Source organism: Mesorhizobium sp. LjNodule214 (assembly GCF_964252735.1).
GTDB lineage: Bacteria > Pseudomonadota > Alphaproteobacteria > Rhizobiales > Rhizobiaceae > Mesorhizobium.
Genome location: NZ_CAXUPE020000007.1, coordinates 85592 through 104057, shown reverse-complemented (window position 1 = coordinate 104057; position 18466 = coordinate 85592). Strand labels below are relative to the sequence as shown.

The 18466-nt window shown below is 63.1% G+C and carries 22 protein-coding genes and 1 pseudogene; 9 read left to right on the top strand and 14 right to left on the bottom strand.

All coding sequences use genetic code 11. From position 1 onward, the window contains the following. Window positions 1-22 precede the first annotated feature (22 nt). The 3 genes from ACSQ3Z_RS36460 to abc-f all read right to left on the bottom strand — a co-directional run bounded on the left by ACSQ3Z_RS36460 (window position 23) and on the right by abc-f (window position 5023). Window positions 23-832, bottom strand: coding sequence for an agmatinase family protein (locus ACSQ3Z_RS36460; protein WP_436175897.1), 810 nt, complete (start codon window positions 830-832; stop codon window positions 23-25). 102 nt (window positions 833-934) lie between these two features. Then, window positions 935-3055, bottom strand: a complete 2121-nt coding sequence (locus ACSQ3Z_RS36455; RefSeq protein ID WP_436175896.1) for a molybdopterin-containing oxidoreductase family protein — start codon at window positions 3053-3055, stop codon at window positions 935-937. Window positions 3056-3145: 90 nt separating this feature from the next. Further along, on the bottom strand, window positions 3146-5023 hold the full coding sequence (abc-f, locus tag ACSQ3Z_RS36450) for a ribosomal protection-like ABC-F family protein (RefSeq protein WP_436175895.1): 1878 nt from the start codon (window positions 5021-5023) through the stop codon (window positions 3146-3148). A 345-nt stretch (window positions 5024-5368) separates the two neighbouring features. Here abc-f and ACSQ3Z_RS36445 point away from each other — a divergent pair, with 345 nt between their 5' ends. Next, window positions 5369-5569: a hypothetical protein gene (locus ACSQ3Z_RS36445; protein ID WP_436175894.1), complete on the top strand. Its 201-nt coding sequence runs from the start codon at window positions 5369-5371 to the stop codon at window positions 5567-5569. A gap of 130 nt (window positions 5570-5699) precedes the next feature. On the opposite strand, the gene ACSQ3Z_RS36440 is transcribed toward ACSQ3Z_RS36445, so the two are convergent. The 4 genes from ACSQ3Z_RS36440 to ACSQ3Z_RS36425 all read right to left on the bottom strand — a co-directional run bounded on the left by ACSQ3Z_RS36440 (window position 5700) and on the right by ACSQ3Z_RS36425 (window position 8348). Beyond that, complete coding sequence (locus ACSQ3Z_RS36440) at window positions 5700-6146, bottom strand: MucR family transcriptional regulator (protein WP_436175893.1); 447 nt, start codon at window positions 6144-6146, stop codon at window positions 5700-5702. 166 nt (window positions 6147-6312) lie between these two features. Then, window positions 6313-6516, bottom strand: a complete 204-nt coding sequence (locus tag ACSQ3Z_RS36435; protein ID WP_006201563.1) for a hypothetical protein — start codon at window positions 6514-6516, stop codon at window positions 6313-6315. After that, complete coding sequence (locus tag ACSQ3Z_RS36430) at window positions 6509-7456, bottom strand: DMT family transporter (RefSeq protein WP_436175892.1); 948 nt, start codon at window positions 7454-7456, stop codon at window positions 6509-6511. The genes ACSQ3Z_RS36435 and ACSQ3Z_RS36430 overlap by 8 nt, the downstream gene beginning before the upstream one ends. 58 nt (window positions 7457-7514) lie before the next feature. Next, complete coding sequence (locus ACSQ3Z_RS36425; RefSeq protein ID WP_436175891.1) at window positions 7515-8348, bottom strand: hypothetical protein; 834 nt, start codon at window positions 8346-8348, stop codon at window positions 7515-7517. Window positions 8349-8459: 111 nt separating this feature from the next. Between ACSQ3Z_RS36425 and ACSQ3Z_RS36420 the strand changes: the two genes are divergently transcribed. After that, window positions 8460-9413, top strand: a complete 954-nt coding sequence (locus tag ACSQ3Z_RS36420) for a LysR substrate-binding domain-containing protein (RefSeq protein ID WP_436175890.1) — start codon at window positions 8460-8462, stop codon at window positions 9411-9413. A 359-nt stretch (window positions 9414-9772) separates the two neighbouring features. Here ACSQ3Z_RS36420 and ACSQ3Z_RS36415 read toward each other — a convergent pair whose 3' ends face one another. After that, entirely contained in the window at window positions 9773-9946 is a 174-nt protein-coding gene (locus ACSQ3Z_RS36415; RefSeq protein ID WP_436175889.1) for a hypothetical protein, read from the bottom strand. A gap of 138 nt (window positions 9947-10084) precedes the next feature. Here ACSQ3Z_RS36415 and ACSQ3Z_RS36410 point away from each other — a divergent pair, with 138 nt between their 5' ends. Beyond that, window positions 10085-10252: a hypothetical protein gene (locus tag ACSQ3Z_RS36410; RefSeq protein ID WP_436175888.1), complete on the top strand. Its 168-nt coding sequence runs from the start codon at window positions 10085-10087 to the stop codon at window positions 10250-10252. 30 nt (window positions 10253-10282) lie between these two features. Here ACSQ3Z_RS36410 and ACSQ3Z_RS36405 read toward each other — a convergent pair whose 3' ends face one another. Further along, complete coding sequence (locus ACSQ3Z_RS36405) at window positions 10283-10660, bottom strand: hypothetical protein (RefSeq protein WP_436175887.1); 378 nt, start codon at window positions 10658-10660, stop codon at window positions 10283-10285. 203 nt (window positions 10661-10863) lie between these two features. On the opposite strand from ACSQ3Z_RS36405, the gene ACSQ3Z_RS36400 reads away from it, so the two are divergent. The 3 genes from ACSQ3Z_RS36400 to ACSQ3Z_RS36390 all read left to right on the top strand — a co-directional run bounded on the left by ACSQ3Z_RS36400 (window position 10864) and on the right by ACSQ3Z_RS36390 (window position 13748). Continuing rightward, window positions 10864-12942 (top strand): ATP-dependent helicase, encoded by a 2079-nt coding sequence (locus tag ACSQ3Z_RS36400; protein ID WP_436175886.1) that lies wholly within the window; start codon window positions 10864-10866, stop codon window positions 12940-12942. A gap of 83 nt (window positions 12943-13025) precedes the next feature. Then, on the top strand, window positions 13026-13307 hold the full coding sequence (locus tag ACSQ3Z_RS36395) for a hypothetical protein (RefSeq protein ID WP_436175885.1): 282 nt from the start codon (window positions 13026-13028) through the stop codon (window positions 13305-13307). A gap of 255 nt (window positions 13308-13562) precedes the next feature. Next, window positions 13563-13748, top strand: a complete 186-nt coding sequence (locus tag ACSQ3Z_RS36390) for a hypothetical protein (RefSeq protein WP_436175884.1) — start codon at window positions 13563-13565, stop codon at window positions 13746-13748. Window positions 13749-13767: 19 nt separating this feature from the next. Here ACSQ3Z_RS36390 and ACSQ3Z_RS36385 read toward each other — a convergent pair. Continuing rightward, window positions 13768-13887, bottom strand: a pseudogene (locus tag ACSQ3Z_RS36385) (LysR family transcriptional regulator); the annotation flags it as partial. A gap of 155 nt (window positions 13888-14042) precedes the next feature. On the opposite strand from ACSQ3Z_RS36385, the gene ACSQ3Z_RS36380 reads away from it, so the two are divergent. Next, entirely contained in the window at window positions 14043-14345 is a 303-nt protein-coding gene (locus ACSQ3Z_RS36380) for a DUF982 domain-containing protein (RefSeq protein WP_006201573.1), read from the top strand. A 53-nt stretch (window positions 14346-14398) separates the two neighbouring features. On the opposite strand, the gene ACSQ3Z_RS36375 is transcribed toward ACSQ3Z_RS36380, so the two are convergent. The 3 genes from ACSQ3Z_RS36375 to ACSQ3Z_RS36365 form a co-directional block, all read right to left on the bottom strand. Then, the gene (locus ACSQ3Z_RS36375; protein WP_436175883.1) at window positions 14399-15187 is read right to left on the bottom strand and encodes a GGDEF domain-containing protein; all 789 of its coding nucleotides are present in this window, start codon (window positions 15185-15187) and stop codon (window positions 14399-14401) included. Between the two features lie 197 nt (window positions 15188-15384). Continuing rightward, window positions 15385-15978: a hypothetical protein gene (locus tag ACSQ3Z_RS36370; protein ID WP_436175882.1), complete on the bottom strand. Its 594-nt coding sequence runs from the start codon at window positions 15976-15978 to the stop codon at window positions 15385-15387. A gap of 228 nt (window positions 15979-16206) precedes the next feature. Continuing rightward, complete coding sequence (locus ACSQ3Z_RS36365; protein WP_436175881.1) at window positions 16207-16719, bottom strand: DinB family protein; 513 nt, start codon at window positions 16717-16719, stop codon at window positions 16207-16209. 59 nt (window positions 16720-16778) lie between these two features. On the opposite strand from ACSQ3Z_RS36365, the gene ACSQ3Z_RS36360 reads away from it, so the two are divergent. Both ACSQ3Z_RS36360 and bluB read left to right on the top strand, forming a co-directional pair. Then, window positions 16779-17468: a glutathione S-transferase family protein gene (locus ACSQ3Z_RS36360; protein WP_436175880.1), complete on the top strand. Its 690-nt coding sequence runs from the start codon at window positions 16779-16781 to the stop codon at window positions 17466-17468. 127 nt (window positions 17469-17595) lie between these two features. Continuing rightward, window positions 17596-18231, top strand: a complete 636-nt coding sequence (gene bluB / locus ACSQ3Z_RS36355; RefSeq protein ID WP_436175879.1) for a 5,6-dimethylbenzimidazole synthase — start codon at window positions 17596-17598, stop codon at window positions 18229-18231. Between the two features lie 6 nt (window positions 18232-18237). Here bluB and ACSQ3Z_RS36350 read toward each other — a convergent pair whose 3' ends face one another. After that, window positions 18238-18438, bottom strand: a complete 201-nt coding sequence (locus ACSQ3Z_RS36350) for a hypothetical protein (RefSeq protein WP_436175878.1) — start codon at window positions 18436-18438, stop codon at window positions 18238-18240. Between the last annotated feature and the right edge of the window lie 28 nt (window positions 18439-18466).

The following is an 18466-nucleotide window of genomic DNA, read 5'->3' as shown; positions in this document are numbered from 1 at the left end:
CACGCCGCCTTGCCAAATTGATTCAGCCCGCAGTCGCGCTGTTGGTCTTCAGCATCATGCCGGCGATCTCCTTCACCAGCTTGGCGGCGACCAGCGCCGTCAGGTTGGAGACATCCTGGTTTGAATTGTATTCGACGACATCGGCGGCGACGATTCGTTGGTCGATGCCCTGGATGAGGCTGATCACCTGCCGGGTCGACAGCCCGCCGGGCTCGCGGTGCGAGACGCCGGGCGCAAAGGCCGGATCGAGGCCGTCGAGGTCCACCGAGAGGTAGACGGGCGTTTTGAGGTCGAGCCGCAAGCCCTCGTTGAAATGGCGCGCCTCGACCACCTCGACGCCGAACCGCCTGACCTGGTCGCGAAGGTCGTCATTGAGGGTGCGCAGGCCGATCTGGATCAGCCGGTCGGCCAACCGCTCCTCCATGATGCGGGCGAAGGACGAGGTGTGCGAGCGCAAATTGTCCTGATAGGCAGGATAGATGTCAGGGTGGGCGTCGATCTGGACGATCGTCAGGCTGGGGTGGTGGCGACGCACGGCGCGAAGAATTGGCCAGGCGATGGCATGGTCGCCGCCGAGGCTGATCAGGGGATTGCCGGCATCCAGCGCGCGGCCGACCTCGCTTTCGATTTGCTCCCACGGGTCGCCGGCGCCTGCGAAGTCGATGTCGCCATGGTCGACGAAGCAATCCGTCAAATCGAAGCCCGTTTCGCTCCACGAGCTGTGGGCGTCGCTGTGCAATTCGCGTCTGATCAGTGCCGGCGCTGCCGCCGCACCGCGCAGATAGGACGAATTCTCGTCATGCGGTATTCCCAGAAGCGAAATCCCGGTCATGGCATCCTCCCTCGTCTCAGCCGAGGGAAGCCTCTATAGACGCGGGAGCTGGCAGCCGCGACGGCAGGCACTTGGGCCAGATGCCAAATCTGGAAGCCACCGCTAGGCGCCCAGCTCTTCCGCCTTGCGTAGCCAGACCTTGTTGTCGTGCAGCGCCGCACCGCCATAGGGCGCCGGAGCATCGGCGCCGGTCAACACATTGATGCCCTCGCCGCGCTCATGCGCGCTGTTCGGCCAGATGCCTTCTGCGATCACAACGCCACGCTTGATGCCGTCGAAGAGTTTGGCGTGCAGCACCAACTCGCCACGCTGGTTGCCGACCTCGACGCGGTCGCCATCAGCTAGTCCGAGAGCGGCCGCGTCATCAGGGTGCAGCAGCAGTTCCGGCCTGCCCTCCTTGGCCTTCGACACCGGCGTCTCGGCGAAGGTCGAGTTGAGGAAGTTGCGCGCCGGCGATGTCGTCAGCCGGAACGGATGCGCTTCATCCGTCACCTCGATCAGGTCGACATGATCAGGGAATTCCGGCAGCCGTTCCACCGGCCCAAACAGGCCCATGCTCTTCGGCGGCCGGTTGGGAGCGGCCTGCCCGGTCCAGTCGGCGTGGAAGCGGAATTTTCCATCCGGATGGCCAAAACCATTGATGAAATGCGCGGCCTCGAAGTCCGGCTGCAGGTCGACCCACTTTTGCGCCTTCAGGCTGTCGAAGCTGCCCAGACCACGCTTGCCGAGAATGATGTCGATATGCTGCCTTTCTGTGAGGCCGAAGCCCGGCCGGTCGGCGACGCCGAGGCGTTTGCCAAGTTCCTCGATGACGAAGTGGTTGGTGCGAGGCCCTTCCGGCGGATCGATCAGCTTCGGGCCGAGCGTGATGTGCTGGTTGCCGCCGCCCTTGTAGACGTCGTCATGCTCCAGAAACATCGTTGCCGGCAGCACGACATCGGCAAGTTTTGCCGTATCGGTCATGAACTGTTCGTGCACGCAAGTGAAGAGATCCCCGCGCAGGAAGCCTTGCTTCACCAGCCGCTGCTCGGGCGCGACATTCACCGGATTTGTGTTCTGGATCAGCAGCGCCGTCACCGGCGGACCGCCATAGAGCGCGTCTGCCGCTCCGGTCAGCACGGGGCCGACGCGCGAATGGTCGAGATGGCGGACGTTGGGGTCGCGCATCGCGGTGCCTTCGAGCACATCCTGGTTCAGCTTGAAGATGCCGGAATTGGAATGGAAGGCGCCGCCGCCCTCATACTGCCAGCAGCCGGTGACGGCGGCGATGCAGGAAGCGGCATGCATATTGACCGCGCCGTTGCGCTGGCGCGCAAAGCCGTAGCCGAGGCGAAAGTAAGTCTTCCTGGTCGTGCCGACGAGACGGGCGAAGACCTCGATCTCGGCCACGGTCAGACCGGTGATCGAAGCCGCCCATTCCGGCGTGCGCTCCTTTAGATGCTCTTCCAGCCCACGCGGATCGTCGGTGTATTTTTCCAGATAGGCGCGGTCGGCCATGCCATCCCGGAACAGCACATGCATGACCGCGCAGGCCAGCGCGCCATCGGTGCCGGGCTTCAGCACCAGGCCAAGATCGGCCTGCTTCATCGTCGCGTTCTCGTAGACGTCGATGACGACGATCTTCGCCCCGCGTTCCTTGCGCGCCTTGATGGCGTGGGTCATGACGTTGACCTGGGTGACCACGGCATTGGTGCCCCAGATCACAACGCAGTCCGACTTCGCCATCTCGCGCGGGTCTGGACCACGCAAGGCGCCTGCCCCCATCATCCAGCCGGTCCAGGCGAGATTGGTGCAGATCGAGCCGAAGAAGCCCGAGTATCTCTTGGCATGGCGCAGCCGGTCGATGCCGTCGCGCTGCACCAGCCCCATCGTGCCGGCATAGTAATAGGGCCAGACCGTCTGCGAGCCGTACTTTTCCTCAGCCGCGATGAACTTCTCCGCGACGAGATCGAGCGCGGCTTCCCAGCTGGATTCCTTCCAGGCGCCCTCGCCCTTGCCGCCGGCGCGCACCAGCGGCTTCAGCAGGCGGTCGGGATGGTGGACGCGGTCGGCATAGCGCGCAACCTTGGCGCAGATCACGCCTGATGTGTAGCTGTTGGCCTTGGCCCCATGGACGCGGCCGATGCGCTTTTCGTCGAGCAGTTCGACCTCGAGCGCGCAGGTCGACGGACAATCATGCGGACAGGCCGAATGGCCGATGCGGAGCTTGGCGTGCTGGTTCATGGGGGCTGTCTAGCGGGTTGCGAGGGCGGCGTGTAGGGCCAGCAGCGCCTCTCTATCTCCCCTGTGGGAGAAGGGAAGAATTGCTCTCCCCTACTCCGCGGTGCCTTCCTCATACTCCGCCGACATGGTCAGCCATTTTTCCTCGTGACCGGCCAGTGTCTGGGCGAGCTGGGAGCGTTCCTTGGCGAACCTGGTCGCGGTCGAGGGATCCTTCTCGTAGATCGCCGGATTGGCGAGTTCGTCCTCGATCAGGTCCATGCGCTTGCGGATGCGGTCCATCAGCGCTTCGGTGGCGCGGATTTCCTTGGCCAGCGGCTCAAAGGCGGCGCGGCGCTGGGCCGCCTCGCGGCGGCGGTCGGCCTTGGATGCCTTGTCTGCTTCGCGCCGCTCGCGGCGGTCGCCCGACACGCCGGTGACCAAAGTCTTGTAGTCCTCGAGGTCGCCGTCATACGGGTTGACCGCGCCGTCCTTGACCAGCCACAGCCGGTCGGCCGTCGCTTCCAAAAGATGCCGGTCGTGCGAGATCAGGATGACGGCGCCGGGAAACTCGTTCAGCGCATGGATCAGCGATTCGCGGCTGTCGATGTCGAGGTGGTTGGTCGGCTCGTCGAGGATGAACAGGTTCGGCCCCTCGAAGGCCGACAGGCCCATCAGGAGCCGCGCCTTTTCGCCGCCCGACAGGTCCTTAGCGGCGGTGTTCATCTTTTCGGTGGTGAGACCGAACTGAGCAACGCGGCCGCGCACCTTCGATTCCGGCGCCTCCGGCATCAGCCGGCGGACATGCTCATAGGCGTTCTCCTCCGGCCTGAGATCGTCGAGCTGGTGCTGGGCGAAGATCGCCACTTTCAGCCCAGGCGCCACCGTCATGCTGCCGGTCTCCTGCTTCAGGCGGCCGGACAAAAGCTTGGCGAAGGTCGACTTGCCGTTGCCGTTGGCGCCGAGCAGCGCGATGCGGTCGTCGGCGTCGATGCGCAGCGTCATCTTCTTCAGGATCGGCTGGCCCTCGGTGTAGCCGACATTGACGCCGTTCAGCGCGATGATCGGCGAAGCCACAGTCTTGACCGGCTCGGGGAAGGAGAACGGCCGCACCGTGTCGTTCACGATTGCCGCGATCGGCTTCATCTTCTCCAGCGCCTTGATGCGCGACTGCGCCTGCCTGGCCTTGGAAGCCTTGGCACGAAAGCGCTCGACGAAGGACTCCATGTGCTTGCGCGCAGCTTCCTGCTTGACGCGGCCCTTCTCCTGCAATTCGCGCTGCTCGGTGTATTGGCGCTCGAACTGGTCGTAGCCGCCGCGCCAGAAGGTCAGCTTCTTCTGGTCGAGATGGACAATCGAGTTGACGGCGCGGTTGAGCAGGTCGCGGTCGTGGGAAATCAAAAGCACGGTGTGCGGATATTTGGAGACGTAGTTCTCCAGCCACAGCGTGCCTTCAAGGTCGAGGTAGTTGGTTGGCTCGTCGAGCAGCAACAGATCGGGCTCGGAAAACAGCACGGCTGCGAGCGCCACGCGCATGCGCCAGCCGCCGGAGAAGGACGAGGCCGGGCGGCGCTGCGCGGCATCGTCGAAGCCGAGGCCGGCCAGGATGGTGGCCGCGCGAGATTCGGCTGAATGCGCGTCGATATCGGCCAACCGCATGTGGATGTCGGCGATGCGGTGCGGATCGGTCGCCGTCTTCTCCTCTTCGAGCAGTGCCTGGCGCTCGACATCGGCCTTGAGCACGATCTCGATCAGCGGTTCCTCCGTGCCCGGCGCTTCCTGCGCCACCTGGCCGATGCGGGTGCTCTTCGGCAGGCTGATCGAACCGGTCTCGGAGGGGAAATCGCCGGTGATGGCCTTGAACAGCGTCGTCTTGCCGGTGCCGTTGCGGCCGACGAGGCCGGCCTTGGTGCCCGCCGGCAAGGTCAGCGAGGCATGGTCGAGAAGCAGGCGTCCGGCCATGCGGAGCGAAAGGTCGTTGATAACAAGCATGGCCGCGCTTTTGCACGGGAGGGCGGCGCTTCGCAAGAGCTTGCGGCTGGGTTGGTCGAATAGGCCTCGTTGCCGACGTCTGACGGCCAGACTGCTTCACCTCAATCGGCCGACCTTCGTTGCCGAGCAAAAAATCGATGCAGCAGACAACTTGAAGTTCATCCTCAACATATACTAGCGCGGCGCGTGCGCCTTGGATGCGCAAAGACCAGAAAAACTTTTGATCCGGCCACGATATTTTTTCGAAGAATTGATTTCAATTTTTGCGCCGATGCTGTGACCTTGTCATTGCGCCTCGATTCGACTTGGGCGCCAAGAAGAATTTTACCTGGTCAGGAGCCCACCATGGACGAGGCAGCGAACGATCTGCGCGCGCTCAGATATGTCGCCGCTATAACCCGGAAATTGGCGAAGATGCTCTCGCGGACGCACTACCACATGCTGGTCTATTTGCTCGAGATGACGGCGGTCGAAGCCGACAATCTGGCGAACGCGCAAGATCCGAAACGCAAGGGCGCTCAGTCGCCGCCGGAACCCAGAAACTGATAGGGCAACGTTAGAGCACGTCAAAGCGCGTCGCTCTGAAACGGATTCACGCGACGCGCTTCAAGTCTTTGTTTTTTGCATGTCGCCCAAACTGCTGCGCACTTTGGGCGACATATCGTGCAGTCCGCGATCAGCTCTTGGCCTTGCGCTTCGCCGCCTTGGCCGGCGCGGCCGTGGCAGGCTTGCGGCCGAGACCGGAAGACTTCGCCAGCGCCGAGCGGGTGGCGGAATAGCTGGGCGCGACCATCGGATAGTCGGGCGCAAGGCCCCATTTGGCGCGGTATTCGTCCGGCGTCAGCCCGTGGTCGGTGCTCAGGTGTCGCTTCAGCGACTTGAACTTCTTTCCATCCTCGAGGCAGACGATGTAGTCCGGAAATACCGACCGCTTCGGATTGACGGCCGGCGTCAGCGCCGCGCTCTCCTTGACGGCGCTGGCGCCAGCCAGCTTTCGCACCGAGGCGCTGACGCTGGCGATCAGGTCCGGCAGGCCGGCGGCCGGAAGCGGATTGTTGCCGACATAGGCCGAGACAATGTCGGCAGTGAGTTCGATTGCTGTCCTGTCATCGATATTGTTCAATTTTTTTTCCTCTGCTGGCGATCAAGTCGCCAGCTCTGTTGGATACATCTTTCGATGTATCGATTTCACCCCGTTCCCCAACGGACCGTTAAAAATCAGTAACCCATGCAGAATCGATACAGCTGGATATTTTCATGACCGCCTACGGCGGTGCAAATTAGAAAATCTAATACTTGGAGGCGGTCGACTTTGAGTGTACGGAATCGGACAAAATCTCGAGAATACGCTTCCAGCGGGCGCAACGACCGAAATCTTTCTGCTCAATCGCCTTTTCTGCCTTCATTGCGGCATAGAGCGGCGCTTCGGCGCCGAACTCCCTGACCAGCCAGTGCGCTTCCTGTCTAGCGCGGCGTTCATCCTCGTCAAGCATGGTTTTCGGCCTCCGAGCCTTCGATGCCAACCGCAATGCAACTGCCGATGACGAGGACGGCGCCGGCGATGGCCGTGATCGTCAGCCTTTCACCCGAAAACGTCAGCAGAAGGGTCGAGGCGATCGGCGTGAGATAGGCGACGACCGCGACCTTGCCGCCCTGGTCGAGCTTCAGCGCCCGCGACCAGAAATAGTAGCCGAGGCCCATCGGACCGGCGCCGAGATAGAGCCCGGCAAGCAGGTATGGGCCGGTGTCCCAGGCGACACCGTCGTGGACGCACCACAGGAATGTCAGCCCCACGCCGACCAGCGCCGAAGGCAGCAGCAGGCGGTCCGGCGACGTGGCAAGGCGGCCGACGACGATCGAATAGAAAGCCATGCACAGCGCCGACCCGAAGGCGGCGAGATAACCGGCGAGATTGCCCTGGAACCACGACTGTTCGCGACCGCCCGAAATCACCAGCGCAACGCCGACGAAGCCGAGCGCAGCTGTGATGCCGAGCAGCGCCGGACGGCGCGGCCTGTCGAGGACGATGATCGCCGCCGCGACCATCAGCGGCCAGGTGTAGGCGACGAGATTGGCCTCGATGACCGGCATCGAGGCGAAGGCGACATATTGCAAGACCATGGTGCCGACCAGGCCGATGATGCCGACGGCGAACGGCACCAGAGCAGCACTCACCCCCGCCCCGCCATCTTGCGGCATCCGTCGCCTGCCGCCATCCCGGCCGATCACCCGGATCAAGGCAAAGACCAGGGCGGCGCCAACAAATTGCAGGAACTGCACCTGTGACACCGAATGGCTTGCGAGCAGGGATTTGCCGACCAGCGCGTTGGTCGCCCACAGCGCGACCGCGCCGGCGGCAAAGACCAGCGCGGATCTCGAACCCGACCCGCCCAGGGCGGACCGGGACGGGAGTATATGCTCCTGTTTGACCATGATCGGTTCCGAAATCGAAGGTCAGCTCAGCAAAAACCGGTTCCCGCCCATGGCCTGCTTACCATGATTCCCTTGCTCCGCCCGGCACAGCCGCGTCGACCGGCTGTGGCACGGGGCGCTCCTCCTCGTGGCGGCGATAGGCCGGCAGCTGGTTGGTCCACACATCCTCGGCCAACTCGTTGACCCATTCGCGATCCTGGTCGTTGTCGGCAGCGAGGTAGAACATGCGGTTGTCGTCGACATAGGGCTTGGACACCGAGCGCTGGTTGAGCACCAGCGTGACGCGCTCGCCGAGCTGGATGGGTGCTGTGCGGTGGAGCACGCCGAGAAACTGGCCAAGCGTGGCGTAGTTCATCTTGTGGTCGATGCGCATGACGCGGTTGCGCGGAATCTCGCGGCCGGATTCCAGGATGGCGCGGCCGGTCTCTGAATCGTCGCAATAGATTTCGAGATGGCCGCCGACCAGCGGATCGCTGATCGACAGCGGAATGAGCTCGGTGACCGGAACGCCGTCGCAATGCCAATCGACGGCGCCATCCCTGGGATTCATGAAGGTAACGGTCGAGCCGACGATCGACAGCGGATAGGGTTCGAGCTTGGTGCCCATCATATCGGAAAGCCGCTCCAGGCGCAGCTTGTCGTGCAGCAATTCCTTGATTTCGGGAATGAAGCGGTCGGCGCCGGTGATGAAGGTGAGGTCGAGGTGCTTGTGCACGGCGTGGCTGGCCTTGAGCTTCAGCGCGGCCACCTCGATGGCGGCAAGCAGCGCCGTGTCATAGCCGTGACGATACTGCGCGACGCCGAAACTAGACACTTTCCAGGCCGTCTCGTGGCCGATGATGGCTTCACGGCTCATCGCATAGCGCAATTCCGGGATGGTATGTGCGTTCATTGTACTTCTCCAGGATTGGGGACAACACTTGAACGACAGTCAATTAAATTAGCACCCCCTGTAAAATTAGGAATGCTGGTGCTACCCTAAGCCCAGCTTAAGGTCGAAACCGTGCGTCTGCTCAGTCAGGTCAACCTCAATTCGCTGAAAATCGTGGAAAGCGCCGCGAGGCACCGGAATTTCACGCGCGCCGGCGAAGAGCAGTTCATCACCGCCTCGGCGGTCAGCCAGCGCGTCAAGAGCCTCGAGGACCAGCTGCGCTTCAAGATCTTCCAGCGCGGCGGCAATGCCGTGTCGCTGACGCCTGAGGGCGAGACCTATGTGTCGCGCGTGCGCGAAGCGCTGGAGCGGATCGTGGCGGCAAGCATGGAGGCGACCGGGCAGTCGCAGGCGCATGTGCTGAAGATTTCGGTGCTGCCGACCTTCGCGGCACGCTGGCTGTTTCCGCGCCTGCCGTCGTTCCAGCAGCAATATCCCGATATCGAGATGCGGGTCTCGACCTCCTATGCCACGCATGAGTTGGCGGCGTCCGATTTCGATCTCGAAATCCGCTATGGCGACGGCCACTTCCCGGACCTGAAGGCAGATCTTCTGTTCAAGGAAGATTTGACGCCGGTATGCAGCCGCAAGCTGTTCCACGAAATTCTCGGCGACAAGCCCTTGTCCAAGGTGACGCCGGAAGATCTGCAGCATTTCACGCTGCTGCATTCCGACACCTGCACCCAGAACTGGCAGTCGTGGCTGGGCTTTGCCGGCGCCAGCTTCGTGCTCGGCGAGACGAAAAGCATCTATTTCGATTCCTGCATGATGTCCTACGAGGCGGCCAATGCCGGCATGGGTTTTGCCGTGGCTAACCGCGCCTATATGGCGAGCGACATCCGCGCCGAGCGGCTGGTGGCGCCGTTTGCGGTTCACCATCCCAACACCGCCGGCTGGTATTTCGTCAGCCCCGACACGGCGCTGGCGGCACGCAAGGTGGTGCTGTTCAAGCAATGGGTGATGGCCGAGGCAGCGCTGACGCAGCGCCAGCTCGACATCGAGATGAGCGGCGAACGCCAGCAGTGAGGGCGGCTCACCAGAACCGCCGAACGAACATCAAAGCAAATACATCAATTCGATTGCCTGCTGGCGTATGTTCAGGTTTGCAACTCGCATAGTCCAAGCCAGCCACTGAATTTCGAGACGTTTCCTCGAGTAATCCATTTACGCGATGCACGTTTGCAACAGCCCGACGGCCGTACGCATTCGTACAATGACGCAACGGCAAGACTCAGCTATCTTCCTTGTGCGGCGGGCCTGATTTCCCGCTTGGCCGGCGCTTTCAGCTTCCTCCCAAGCAGCGCCGGCCTTCTTCTGTGGCCAGCGTGATTTCCCGCCCGATGTCCTGATCGGGCCACACGCCCTTGCCCTGAGAGGCATCATCGTTACTGCGCCGGCGGCGTGCCGGGCTGATCGCCACCCGTCGTCGACTTCGGCACCGGGTTCTTGTCGGCCTGCGGGTTCTGGTCCACGGGCGCCTTGGTCGGCGGGATGTTGTTGTCGCAAGCAGCGAGCGCGAGCCCTGCCGCCAGGGCCAGCAGCATCGGAAGCTTCTTCATGACAACCTCCTCTCGTTCGCCCCCTTTCATCAGGGGCAAACGATGCGGTGCCGGTTTGGTTGCACGGCAAGCCGGGCCGCAGGGAGGGCGGAACAAAATGCTCTCTCCCCGGTTGGTCCGCCGAAGGAGGATTTGATCATGATCCGTCTGCTGATTGTTGGCCTGTTCGCCTATGCGACCTATCGCTTCACCAAAAAGATCATCGCCGACGTGCCGGATGATTTCGATCCGTTGCCGATGCCTGGCGACGAGCGCCGTGCGCTGCGGCGCCAGTCGGCAGCGATGGGCGTGGAGCCGAGGCGGTAGAGCACCAGTCGCGGGCCGGTACCTCAAACTTCAGTCGTCGAGCCAATAGGGTCGAAAACAGCCAAATTGGCGCGGCAGACTGAGTCGCCGTTTGGCATCGAATTCTAGCTGGACCATCGGAGATTTGTCCGCTGTCACGTCAATCTTGATCACGTGACCCTCACCGACCATCACCAGTTTCATTTCCTGAAAGTGCCGTTCAAAGCCACTTTCGATTGCACTTCGAGAGTACCGCCACCCATTGAGGCAAGCTCGACTCAGGATGTCGGAATACGACTGGGCGCTGACCATTCTCACCGCTTCTTCTGAAACCTGCCTGTCATGCAGCAGGTCTTGGGACAGACCTGGGTCCGAGGTCAAAACTAACGACACCACCGCCATGACTTGGCGTGCATTTTGATTGCCCATGATTTTCACATAACGAGAAATATACTTATTATCTTTTTGCCAACCAAAAATAGGTCGATAACTTTCAACTCATAACAAGAATTTCTCGCCTTTAAACTAGAGAATAACATAGCAGGAGAGAAGCTGGCACTAGCTCATTTGATTATGGCGACCGACCTCGGCCGACCCGTTGCGAACAAAGCGGAAACGATGCTTGATGGGCAATGAACCTCGCTGCCCGTGATTCGACCTTCCAGCCTGCCTATCTCGCGAAGCTGAACGACCAGCAGCGGCTGGCGGTCGAGCATGGCGACGGCATGGTTGCCGCGCCGCTGCTGGTGATCGCGGGGGCCGGATCCGGCAAGACCAACACGCTGGCGCATCGCGTCGCGCATCTGATCGTCAAAGGCGCCGACCCGCGCCGCATCCTGCTGATGACGTTTTCACGCCGCGCCGCCGCCGAGATGGCCAAGCGGGTCGAGCGCATCGCCGGCGAGGTGCTGGGCCGCGATGCCTCGGTCATCACCGACGCGCTGACCTGGGCAGGCACTTTCCACGGCATCGGTGCGCGGCTCTTGCGCGACTATGCGCTGGAGATCGGCCTCGACCCGGCCTTCACCATCCACGACCGCGAGGATGCCGCCGACCTGATGAACCTCGCCCGCCACGAGCTCGGGTTCTCCAAGACGGAAAGCCGTTTTCCGACCAAAGGCACCTGCCTCGCCATCTATTCGCGCGCCGTCAATGCGCAGGCACCGCTCGGCGAGGTGCTGGGTTCGGCGTTTCCGTGGTGCGCGGGGTGGGCAGAGCAGCTGAAGGCGCTGTTTTCCGCCTATGTCGAGGCCAAGCAGGCGCAGAACGTTCTCGATTACGACGACCTGCTGCTCTACTGGGCGCAGATGGCGGCCGAGCCGGAGATCGCGGCGCATCTCAGTGCGCGCTTCGACCATGTGCTGGTCGACGAATACCAGGACACCAACCGCCTGCAGGCCTCGATCCTGACGGCGCTGAAGCCGGACGGATCGGGGCTGACGGTGGTCGGCGACGACGCGCAGTCGATCTATTCCTTCCGTGCCGCCGAAGTGCGCAACATCCTCGATTTCCCAAGACAGTTCGCTCAAGCAGCCGCGATCGTCACGCTGGAGCGCAACTACCGCTCGACCGAGACCATCCTCGCCGCCGCCAATGCGGTGATCTCTCAAGCATCGGAGCGCTTCACCAAGAACCTGTGGACCGAGCGCAAATCCTCGCAGAAACCGAAACTGGTCAGCGTGCGCGACGAGGCCGAGCAGGCCAATTATGTCTGCCAGGCGATCCTGGCCGAACGCGAGGCCGGCACGGTGCTGAAATCGCAAGCGGTGCTGTTTCGCGCCTCGCATCACAGCGGGCCGCTGGAGATCGAGCTGACGCGCCGCAACATCCCCTTCGTCAAGTTCGGCGGGCTGAAATTCCTCGACGCCGCCCATGTCAAGGACATGCTGGCGATGCTGCGCTTTGCCGAGAACCCGCGCGACCGCGTCGCCGGGTTTCGCGTGCTGCAGCTTCTACCCGGCATCGGCCCCTCGGCCGCCTCGCAGATCGTCGAGACCATGGCGACGTCGCTCGACGAGGCGATGGGGCTTGCCCGCTACCGGCCGCCGCAGCGCGCGGCGGAAGACTGGCCGGCCTTCATCGCGCTCTATTCCGGCTTGCGGGCCGGCGCGAAATGGCCGGCCGAGCTCGAGCAGGTCCGGCTCTGGTACGAGCCGCATCTGGAGCGCATCCACGAGGACGCGACGACGCGGCGGGCCGACCTTCTGCAGCTCGAGCAGATCGCATCCGGATACGCATCGCGCGAGCGCTTCCTCACCGAGCTGACGCTCGATCCGCCGGACGCGACCAGCGACCAGGCCGGGCCACCGCATCGCGACGAGGATTACCTGATCCTGTCGACCATCCATTCGGCCAAGGGCCAGGAGTGGAAGAACGTCTTCGTGCTCAATTCCGTCGACGGCTGCATTCCGGCCGATCTCGGCGTCGGTACCAAGGAGGATATCGAGGAGGAGCGCCGGCTGCTCTATGTGGCGATGACGCGGGCCAGAGACAGCCTGCACCTGGTCATGCCGCAGCGCTTCTTCGTCCACGGCCAGGCGGCGCGCGGCGACCGCCACGTCTATGCCTCGCGCACGCGCTTCATCCCGGCCTCGATCCTTTCTGCCTTCGAACAGACGGCGTGGGCGAGCGTCCAGGCCAAGGACGATCCGCGCCGCCAGCCGCAGGTGCGCGTCGACCTCGGCGCGCGCATGCGCGGCATGTGGAAATAGGCCGCCGCCAGCCGCCGTCTGTCCCCGTGCCGGCAACCAAAGACCGCGCCTTGCGTTGATCCGCGTTCAGGCGGAGCACGACGATGGATCCTGTGGCGGCGGCAATGATCCTGCTTTCATGCAGCCCGGACATGGTTTTCTGCCGTCCGGCACAAACACAGCCCGTCGTCTATCCGGACATCGCCGAATGCATCGAAGCCCTGCCCGGCAGGCTGCAAGGCACCGACATGATCGGCCAGTGCCGGCCGGTCGACTCGGCGACGCCGGGGCAGAGGGTTGCCACGGTTCGCGTCACCCGAGGGACCGGGCCCAATGCCGTTTCCACCGACTATCTGGTCCTCCACGCCCCCGACGAGACTGACTGATCCGACCGCCGCCGTCGCGACAAACAGCTCCTCGATCAATGCCCTTTGACGACCGGCGTTACTGGCGCCATCACCGCGACTGCGGCGTGAGAGTGCACAAGCGCTGGCATCACGACCGCCTGGTCATCAAGAGGGTCTGGAGTTGTGGCTTGCACAGAGGCTGGGACTGAGACCGGTTGGCACCGCTCGCGCCGTGACCTCGGCGCGTAGCGGACGCCTGAAAGCTGCATTGCCATCCGCCAAAGGGAGGCAGGGATGCGTTTCGTACCATCCGCCATGAGTTGGCGGCAGAGATTGGGGCAACTGGCCGGGAGGCTGTTCGTCAATGTCGTTGCCGCCCTTATCGCCGGCATCGCCATCCTTTTCCTGCTGCTGTCGGCGCATTTTGAGGGGCCGCCACTCGCTCCGGGCCACATGACGACGACCGCTTTCGCTCCATAGGCCCAGGAACTATCCCTTCTCACACCTGTAGCAGCGCCTCGACCAGCACCGAAACGGCCGGCCAGGACTGCCTGCGGCTTGGACAATAGAGGTCGTAGCCGGGAAAGGGCGGGCACCAGTCGGCTAGCACGCGCACCAGGGGAACGCTGACGCATCGATCGGCGCCTTACTGCCTTACTGCCCTCAAAAAATCCCTCACCGTGGAACCTGTTGCCGCCAGCCGCGTTCTCTGGCGCTCGACCCCAACCGGAAGAGCGGCGGCCGCCGCCTTTTCGCCCAACCCGAGAGGCCAGAATGCACGACAGGATGTTCTTCACCCCGGTCGCCGTCACCGTTGGCGCCGGCCACAAGCGCATGATTGCGTCGCTGTTCGACATGCACGAATTCCTGACCGAATTCCCGCCGTCGCGGCGCCGCCTGAGCTATGGCGCAGCGGTGAAGGCCTGCGAAGCGGCACGTGCCGGCGATATCTCCACCGAGGCGGCGCGCGATGCGCTGATCACCTTTGCGGTGACCGCCGGTGTCCTCTGGCCGGCCGCCCAGCCCGCCGTCTCGGTCAAGCCGGTCGCGCGCGGTTTTGGCGGCTACGCCGCCTGAATCGGGACGCTTTCCTGCCGGCGTCAGCCGGAACGCTGCCAGAGGATTGTTGTTCAATGGACTGTCGCGGCGTCGCCGACCGCCGGGCCGCGCAGCCCGGTCGTTTCGAAGCTGACCTGGTCGCGGCCGTTCGACTTGGCCTTGTAGAGGTGCTCGTCGGCCACCCGGAACATGTCGGCATAGGTGGTTGGGCCGCTGAAGGCGATGCCGCCTATGCTTACCGAAAGCGGGCAAGGCCGCCCGCCAGGGGCGAATTCCACCTCGCGGATCCGCCGCCTTATGCCCTCGGCGACCAGCCAGGACTGAGACGAGTCGGCGCCGGGAAGAAAGACTGCGAATTCCTCGCCGCCAATGCGGCCGACAATGTCGGCGCCGCGCAGCTGGTCCTGGATCGTCCTGGCGATCAGCTTCAGCGCCTGATCCCCGCAATCGTGGCCGAGACGATCGTTGATGGTCTTGAAATGATCGGCGTCGACGATCAGGAACGCGCCGGCATTGACGACCGCCTGGCTGCGGGCCTGATCGAGATAGGCTTCGACGAGCATCGAGAAGGCGCCGCGGTTGAACACCGCCGTCAGGCTGTCGGTGGCCGCGACGATGCTCAGTTCCTTCTGGGCGATGGCCAGCTGGCGCATCTTGTACATCAGGAAGAAGAAGAACGAACCCGCCAGCACCAGCGGCAGGAACAGGTCGGTCAATTGCGCGTGCCACAGCGCTTCGGGCGACAGATGGGGGAAATTGAAGGAATCGACGAAGAAGGCAGCGCCAATGCAGATCGCCGTGCCGACGACCGTCACCACGACAACCCTGCCCCAGCTTGTCGGGGACAAATCGATCCTCATTCCATTGCTCCCGCTACGTCATATTATCCTGAAGAGGGAAGGCAAATGAAGTCCTAAGATCGGAGTTGCAATCCGAACATGGTTAAACTTTTCCCCGCAGAGACACTAATGTTCGATGCGCTAATATTCATTGGCCGGCCCGCCATCTGGCGGGCCTTCCGACTGCCGAAGGTTGTCGTCAACGCGTGGCAGGCGAGCTACCGGCGCGCGATCAGCAGGCAAAGCTGCCGCAGCTCGCGGTCATAGGTGCCTTCGCTGCTCAGCACGTCGACGCAACGCTTCTTCAACCGCGTCAGCTGACTGGTCGACATCTGGGCGACCACGCCCGGCAGGCCGAGCGCGCCGGGAGTTGCCGGAGTGCCGGGAGTGCCAGGAATGCCTGGTGTTCCAACCCCGGTGCCGACACCGACATTGGCGCTCGTGCCGCCGAGCGTCGTTCCCAGCGCTCCATTGACCCCATTGCCGGTGCCCAGGGACGCATTGGTCCCTACGCCGTTGGTCCCGCCCAGGGACGCCGTAGCCGCGGCACCGCCGCCACCAATGGTGGCGTCGGCATTGGCGGCACCCGAGCCGCCGAGCGAAGCGCTGGCGCTGGTGCTGCTGCCGCCGAAGGAGGCATCCGCGTTGGCCCCATTGGCGCCGCCCACATTGCCGTTGGCTGAATTGCCGCCGATGGAAACGCCGCCAAGGCCACCTAGGCCAACCTCGGCCGCACTTGCAGGAGCCGCAAGAATAACGATAATCGTTCCGCTTAGAAATGTTCTGGCGATTTTCCGAATGATACTAGACATGACACTCTCCCTTGTTGCCCTTCCAGTTTCCGCACTGCAATTTCCTGGAAAAAATCCATTGTATTGCTCATGCATCAGGGGCTACGCTTGGAGATGCATTCCAGTTTCATCGCTCTTTCTGTTTCGACGAATCCTGGTCTTTGAATATTTCATTAATGCGCTAAAACAAAGCATGCTTTATTCTAAAAATTTAGAAGTTCCTAATATGCCACATACCCGATCCCGAAATCAGGCGTAAGCGCGGCCTTCCTCGCTGCGCTGGAACAGCATCAGGTCGAGCGGCACGGAGGGCCGGCCGAGCACGGTCAGGATCATATGAGCCTGGCCGCGGTGATGGGTCTGATGGTTGAAGAAATGATCCAGCGCCGGCGCCAGCCGCTGCGAGACGGTGCGCATGTCGGTAAGCGTCATGTAGGAGAAGCGGCCGGCGAGCGCCTTGTCGCTCATGCCACCGACCCAGTCGACGATCCTCTTGTCTTCCGCCTCGCGCGCCATCCCAAGGACAGGCAGAGCACGGTGAAGGATCGTGTCGGTCCTCGAAGGCGCATCGCCCTCGCCGGTGAAGCGCTTCATCCAGACACGGTCGACGGCCAGCAGATGGTTGAGCGTGCCCGCCATCGAGCCGAAGAAGGCGCCGACATCCCTTTCGAATTCTTCGTCGACGAGATCGGCGGCGGCCTCGTAGATGCGTCCATTGGCCCATTGATTGTAGGCCGCGAACATCATGAAATGCTGTTTCATCTTTCCGGCCTCGCTTGCATCGAATTCGGCCTACCTAAACCCTTGGAAGATTCGCGCCAATGACCATTCTGTTCTATGAGCTCGTCGGACGCGACACCGCCCGCCCGTTCAGCCCACATTGCTGGAAGATCGCGATGGCGCTCGCCCACAAGGGGCTCACCAGTTCCAGCATGCCGACGCGCTTCCTCGAAGTGCCTGCTGTCGAAGGCGGCGTGTCGAAGACCGTGCCGGTGATCCGCGACGGCGATAAGGTGGTCGCCGATTCCTTCAGCATCGCGCTCTATCTCGACGAGGCCTATCCGGACCGCCCAACACTGTTTGGCGGCGAAGGCGGCAAGGCGATGGCGCGCTTCATCGAGCGCTGGTCGCAACTGACGATCCATCCCTACATCACGACGGCGGCGCTGATGGACCTGCATGCCATGCAGGACAACGACAACGCGGCCTATTTCCGCGCCAGCCGCGAACAGCGCCTGGGCAAGCGGCTGGAAGAGGTGATGGCTGCCCGCGACGCAGGCCTTGCCGGCTTCCGCGCCTCGCTGGAGCCATTGCGCTCGATGCTCGGATACCAGCCATTCATCGGGGGAGCTTCACCGCTCTTTACCGACTACATCGTCTTCGGCGCGCTGCAATGGGCACGCATCGCCTCGCCCTACCGGCTGCTGGAGGACAGCGACGTCGTGGCGCAATGGTTCGAACGCTGTCTCGATCTGCATCAAGGCCTGGGCCGCACGGTCGCGGCGGCGTAGCCGACTCCGAAATGCGACAAAGCGGACACGCGAGCGTCGCTTCGCGCGCCTCATCGCCACCCTGATCGGGGCACAGAAGAGCAAATCCGGCGTGGCCGGGCGGCTACAGCAAAGGCAACGCGGCGCGATGACGTCAGGCCCAGATTTTCCCGACGACTTTCGCACCGGGCTGGAGACGCTGCTGCGCTGGCGCCGGGATGTGCGGCGGTTCAAGCCGACGCCGCTTGCCGAAGGCACGCTGGAGCGGCTTCTGGAGCTTGCCAGCATCGCGCCGTCCGTCGGGCTCAGCCAGCCCTGGCGCTTTGTCGTCGTCGAAAACCCGGAGCGACGCGACGCCGTGAAACGCTGCTTCGAGCGCTGCAATGCCGAGGCGCTCGCATGCTTTTCGGGCGAGCGCGCCGCGCTCTACGCGCGCCTGAAGCTCGCCGGGCTTGCCGAGGCGCCCTGCCAGTTCGCGGTCTTCGCCGACCGCACAACGGGGCAAGGCCACGGTCTCGGACGTCTGACCATGCCCGCCACCATCGACTATTCGGCGGTGATGGCGGTGCACACGCTGTGGCTGGCGGCGCGCGCGGAAGGCATCGGCGTCGGCTGGGTCTCGATCCTCGATCCAGCCGAGATGACCGAGATCCTCGACACGCCGCCGGAATGGACGCTGATCGGCTATTTCTGCGTCGGCTATCCGAGCGAGGAGCACGACGTACCGACGCTGCAGCGCGAGGGCTGGGAGCAGCGGCGGCCACCGCTGGTGATCAGGCGGTAGCGCCGGCTACCTCGCTTCATCCTCTAGGACCAGCCTGACGCAGATTGGATCGCCCTCCTCCATAGGCGCGCATTGCCATTCCGGGCCAAAGCCGAAATCCTGCTTCAACTGGGGCAGGAACAGCAGGACCAGGGTGATGACGGTGAAAAGAACGGCCACAAAGAGGATGCCGGTGATGTCGCCGCGTTTGAGGTAAGGCCAGTTCATCGCCTTCGGCTCCGCTGCCGCGATGCTC

Coding starts and splice junctions, on each gene's coding strand:
- ACSQ3Z_RS36460 (WP_436175897.1), bottom strand. CDS start 832: ATGACCGGGATTTCGCTTCTGGGAATACCGCATGACGAGAATTCGTCC.
- ACSQ3Z_RS36455 (WP_436175896.1), bottom strand. CDS start 3,055: ATGAACCAGCACGCCAAGCTCCGCATCGGCCATTCGGCCTGTCCGCAT.
- abc-f (WP_436175895.1), bottom strand. CDS start 5,023: ATGCTTGTTATCAACGACCTTTCGCTCCGCATGGCCGGACGCCTGCTT.
- ACSQ3Z_RS36445 (WP_436175894.1), top strand. CDS start 5,369: ATGGACGAGGCAGCGAACGATCTGCGCGCGCTCAGATATGTCGCCGCT.
- ACSQ3Z_RS36435 (WP_006201563.1), bottom strand. CDS start 6,516: ATGCTTGACGAGGATGAACGCCGCGCTAGACAGGAAGCGCACTGGCTG.
- ACSQ3Z_RS36430 (WP_436175892.1), bottom strand. CDS start 7,456: ATGGTCAAACAGGAGCATATACTCCCGTCCCGGTCCGCCCTGGGCGGG.
- ACSQ3Z_RS36425 (WP_436175891.1), bottom strand. CDS start 8,348: ATGAACGCACATACCATCCCGGAATTGCGCTATGCGATGAGCCGTGAA.
- ACSQ3Z_RS36415 (WP_436175889.1), bottom strand. CDS start 9,946: ATGAAGAAGCTTCCGATGCTGCTGGCCCTGGCGGCAGGGCTCGCGCTC.
- ACSQ3Z_RS36410 (WP_436175888.1), top strand. CDS start 10,085: ATGATCCGTCTGCTGATTGTTGGCCTGTTCGCCTATGCGACCTATCGC.
- ACSQ3Z_RS36405 (WP_436175887.1), bottom strand. CDS start 10,660: ATGGGCAATCAAAATGCACGCCAAGTCATGGCGGTGGTGTCGTTAGTT.
- ACSQ3Z_RS36400 (WP_436175886.1), top strand. CDS start 10,864: ATGAACCTCGCTGCCCGTGATTCGACCTTCCAGCCTGCCTATCTCGCG.
- ACSQ3Z_RS36395 (WP_436175885.1), top strand. CDS start 13,026: ATGGATCCTGTGGCGGCGGCAATGATCCTGCTTTCATGCAGCCCGGAC.
- ACSQ3Z_RS36390 (WP_436175884.1), top strand. CDS start 13,563: ATGCGTTTCGTACCATCCGCCATGAGTTGGCGGCAGAGATTGGGGCAA.
- ACSQ3Z_RS36380 (WP_006201573.1), top strand. CDS start 14,043: ATGCACGACAGGATGTTCTTCACCCCGGTCGCCGTCACCGTTGGCGCC.
- ACSQ3Z_RS36375 (WP_436175883.1), bottom strand. CDS start 15,187: ATGAGGATCGATTTGTCCCCGACAAGCTGGGGCAGGGTTGTCGTGGTG.
- ACSQ3Z_RS36370 (WP_436175882.1), bottom strand. CDS start 15,978: ATGTCTAGTATCATTCGGAAAATCGCCAGAACATTTCTAAGCGGAACG.
- ACSQ3Z_RS36365 (WP_436175881.1), bottom strand. CDS start 16,719: ATGAAACAGCATTTCATGATGTTCGCGGCCTACAATCAATGGGCCAAT.
- ACSQ3Z_RS36360 (WP_436175880.1), top strand. CDS start 16,779: ATGACCATTCTGTTCTATGAGCTCGTCGGACGCGACACCGCCCGCCCG.
- bluB (WP_436175879.1), top strand. CDS start 17,596: ATGACGTCAGGCCCAGATTTTCCCGACGACTTTCGCACCGGGCTGGAG.
- ACSQ3Z_RS36350 (WP_436175878.1), bottom strand. CDS start 18,438: ATGAACTGGCCTTACCTCAAACGCGGCGACATCACCGGCATCCTCTTT.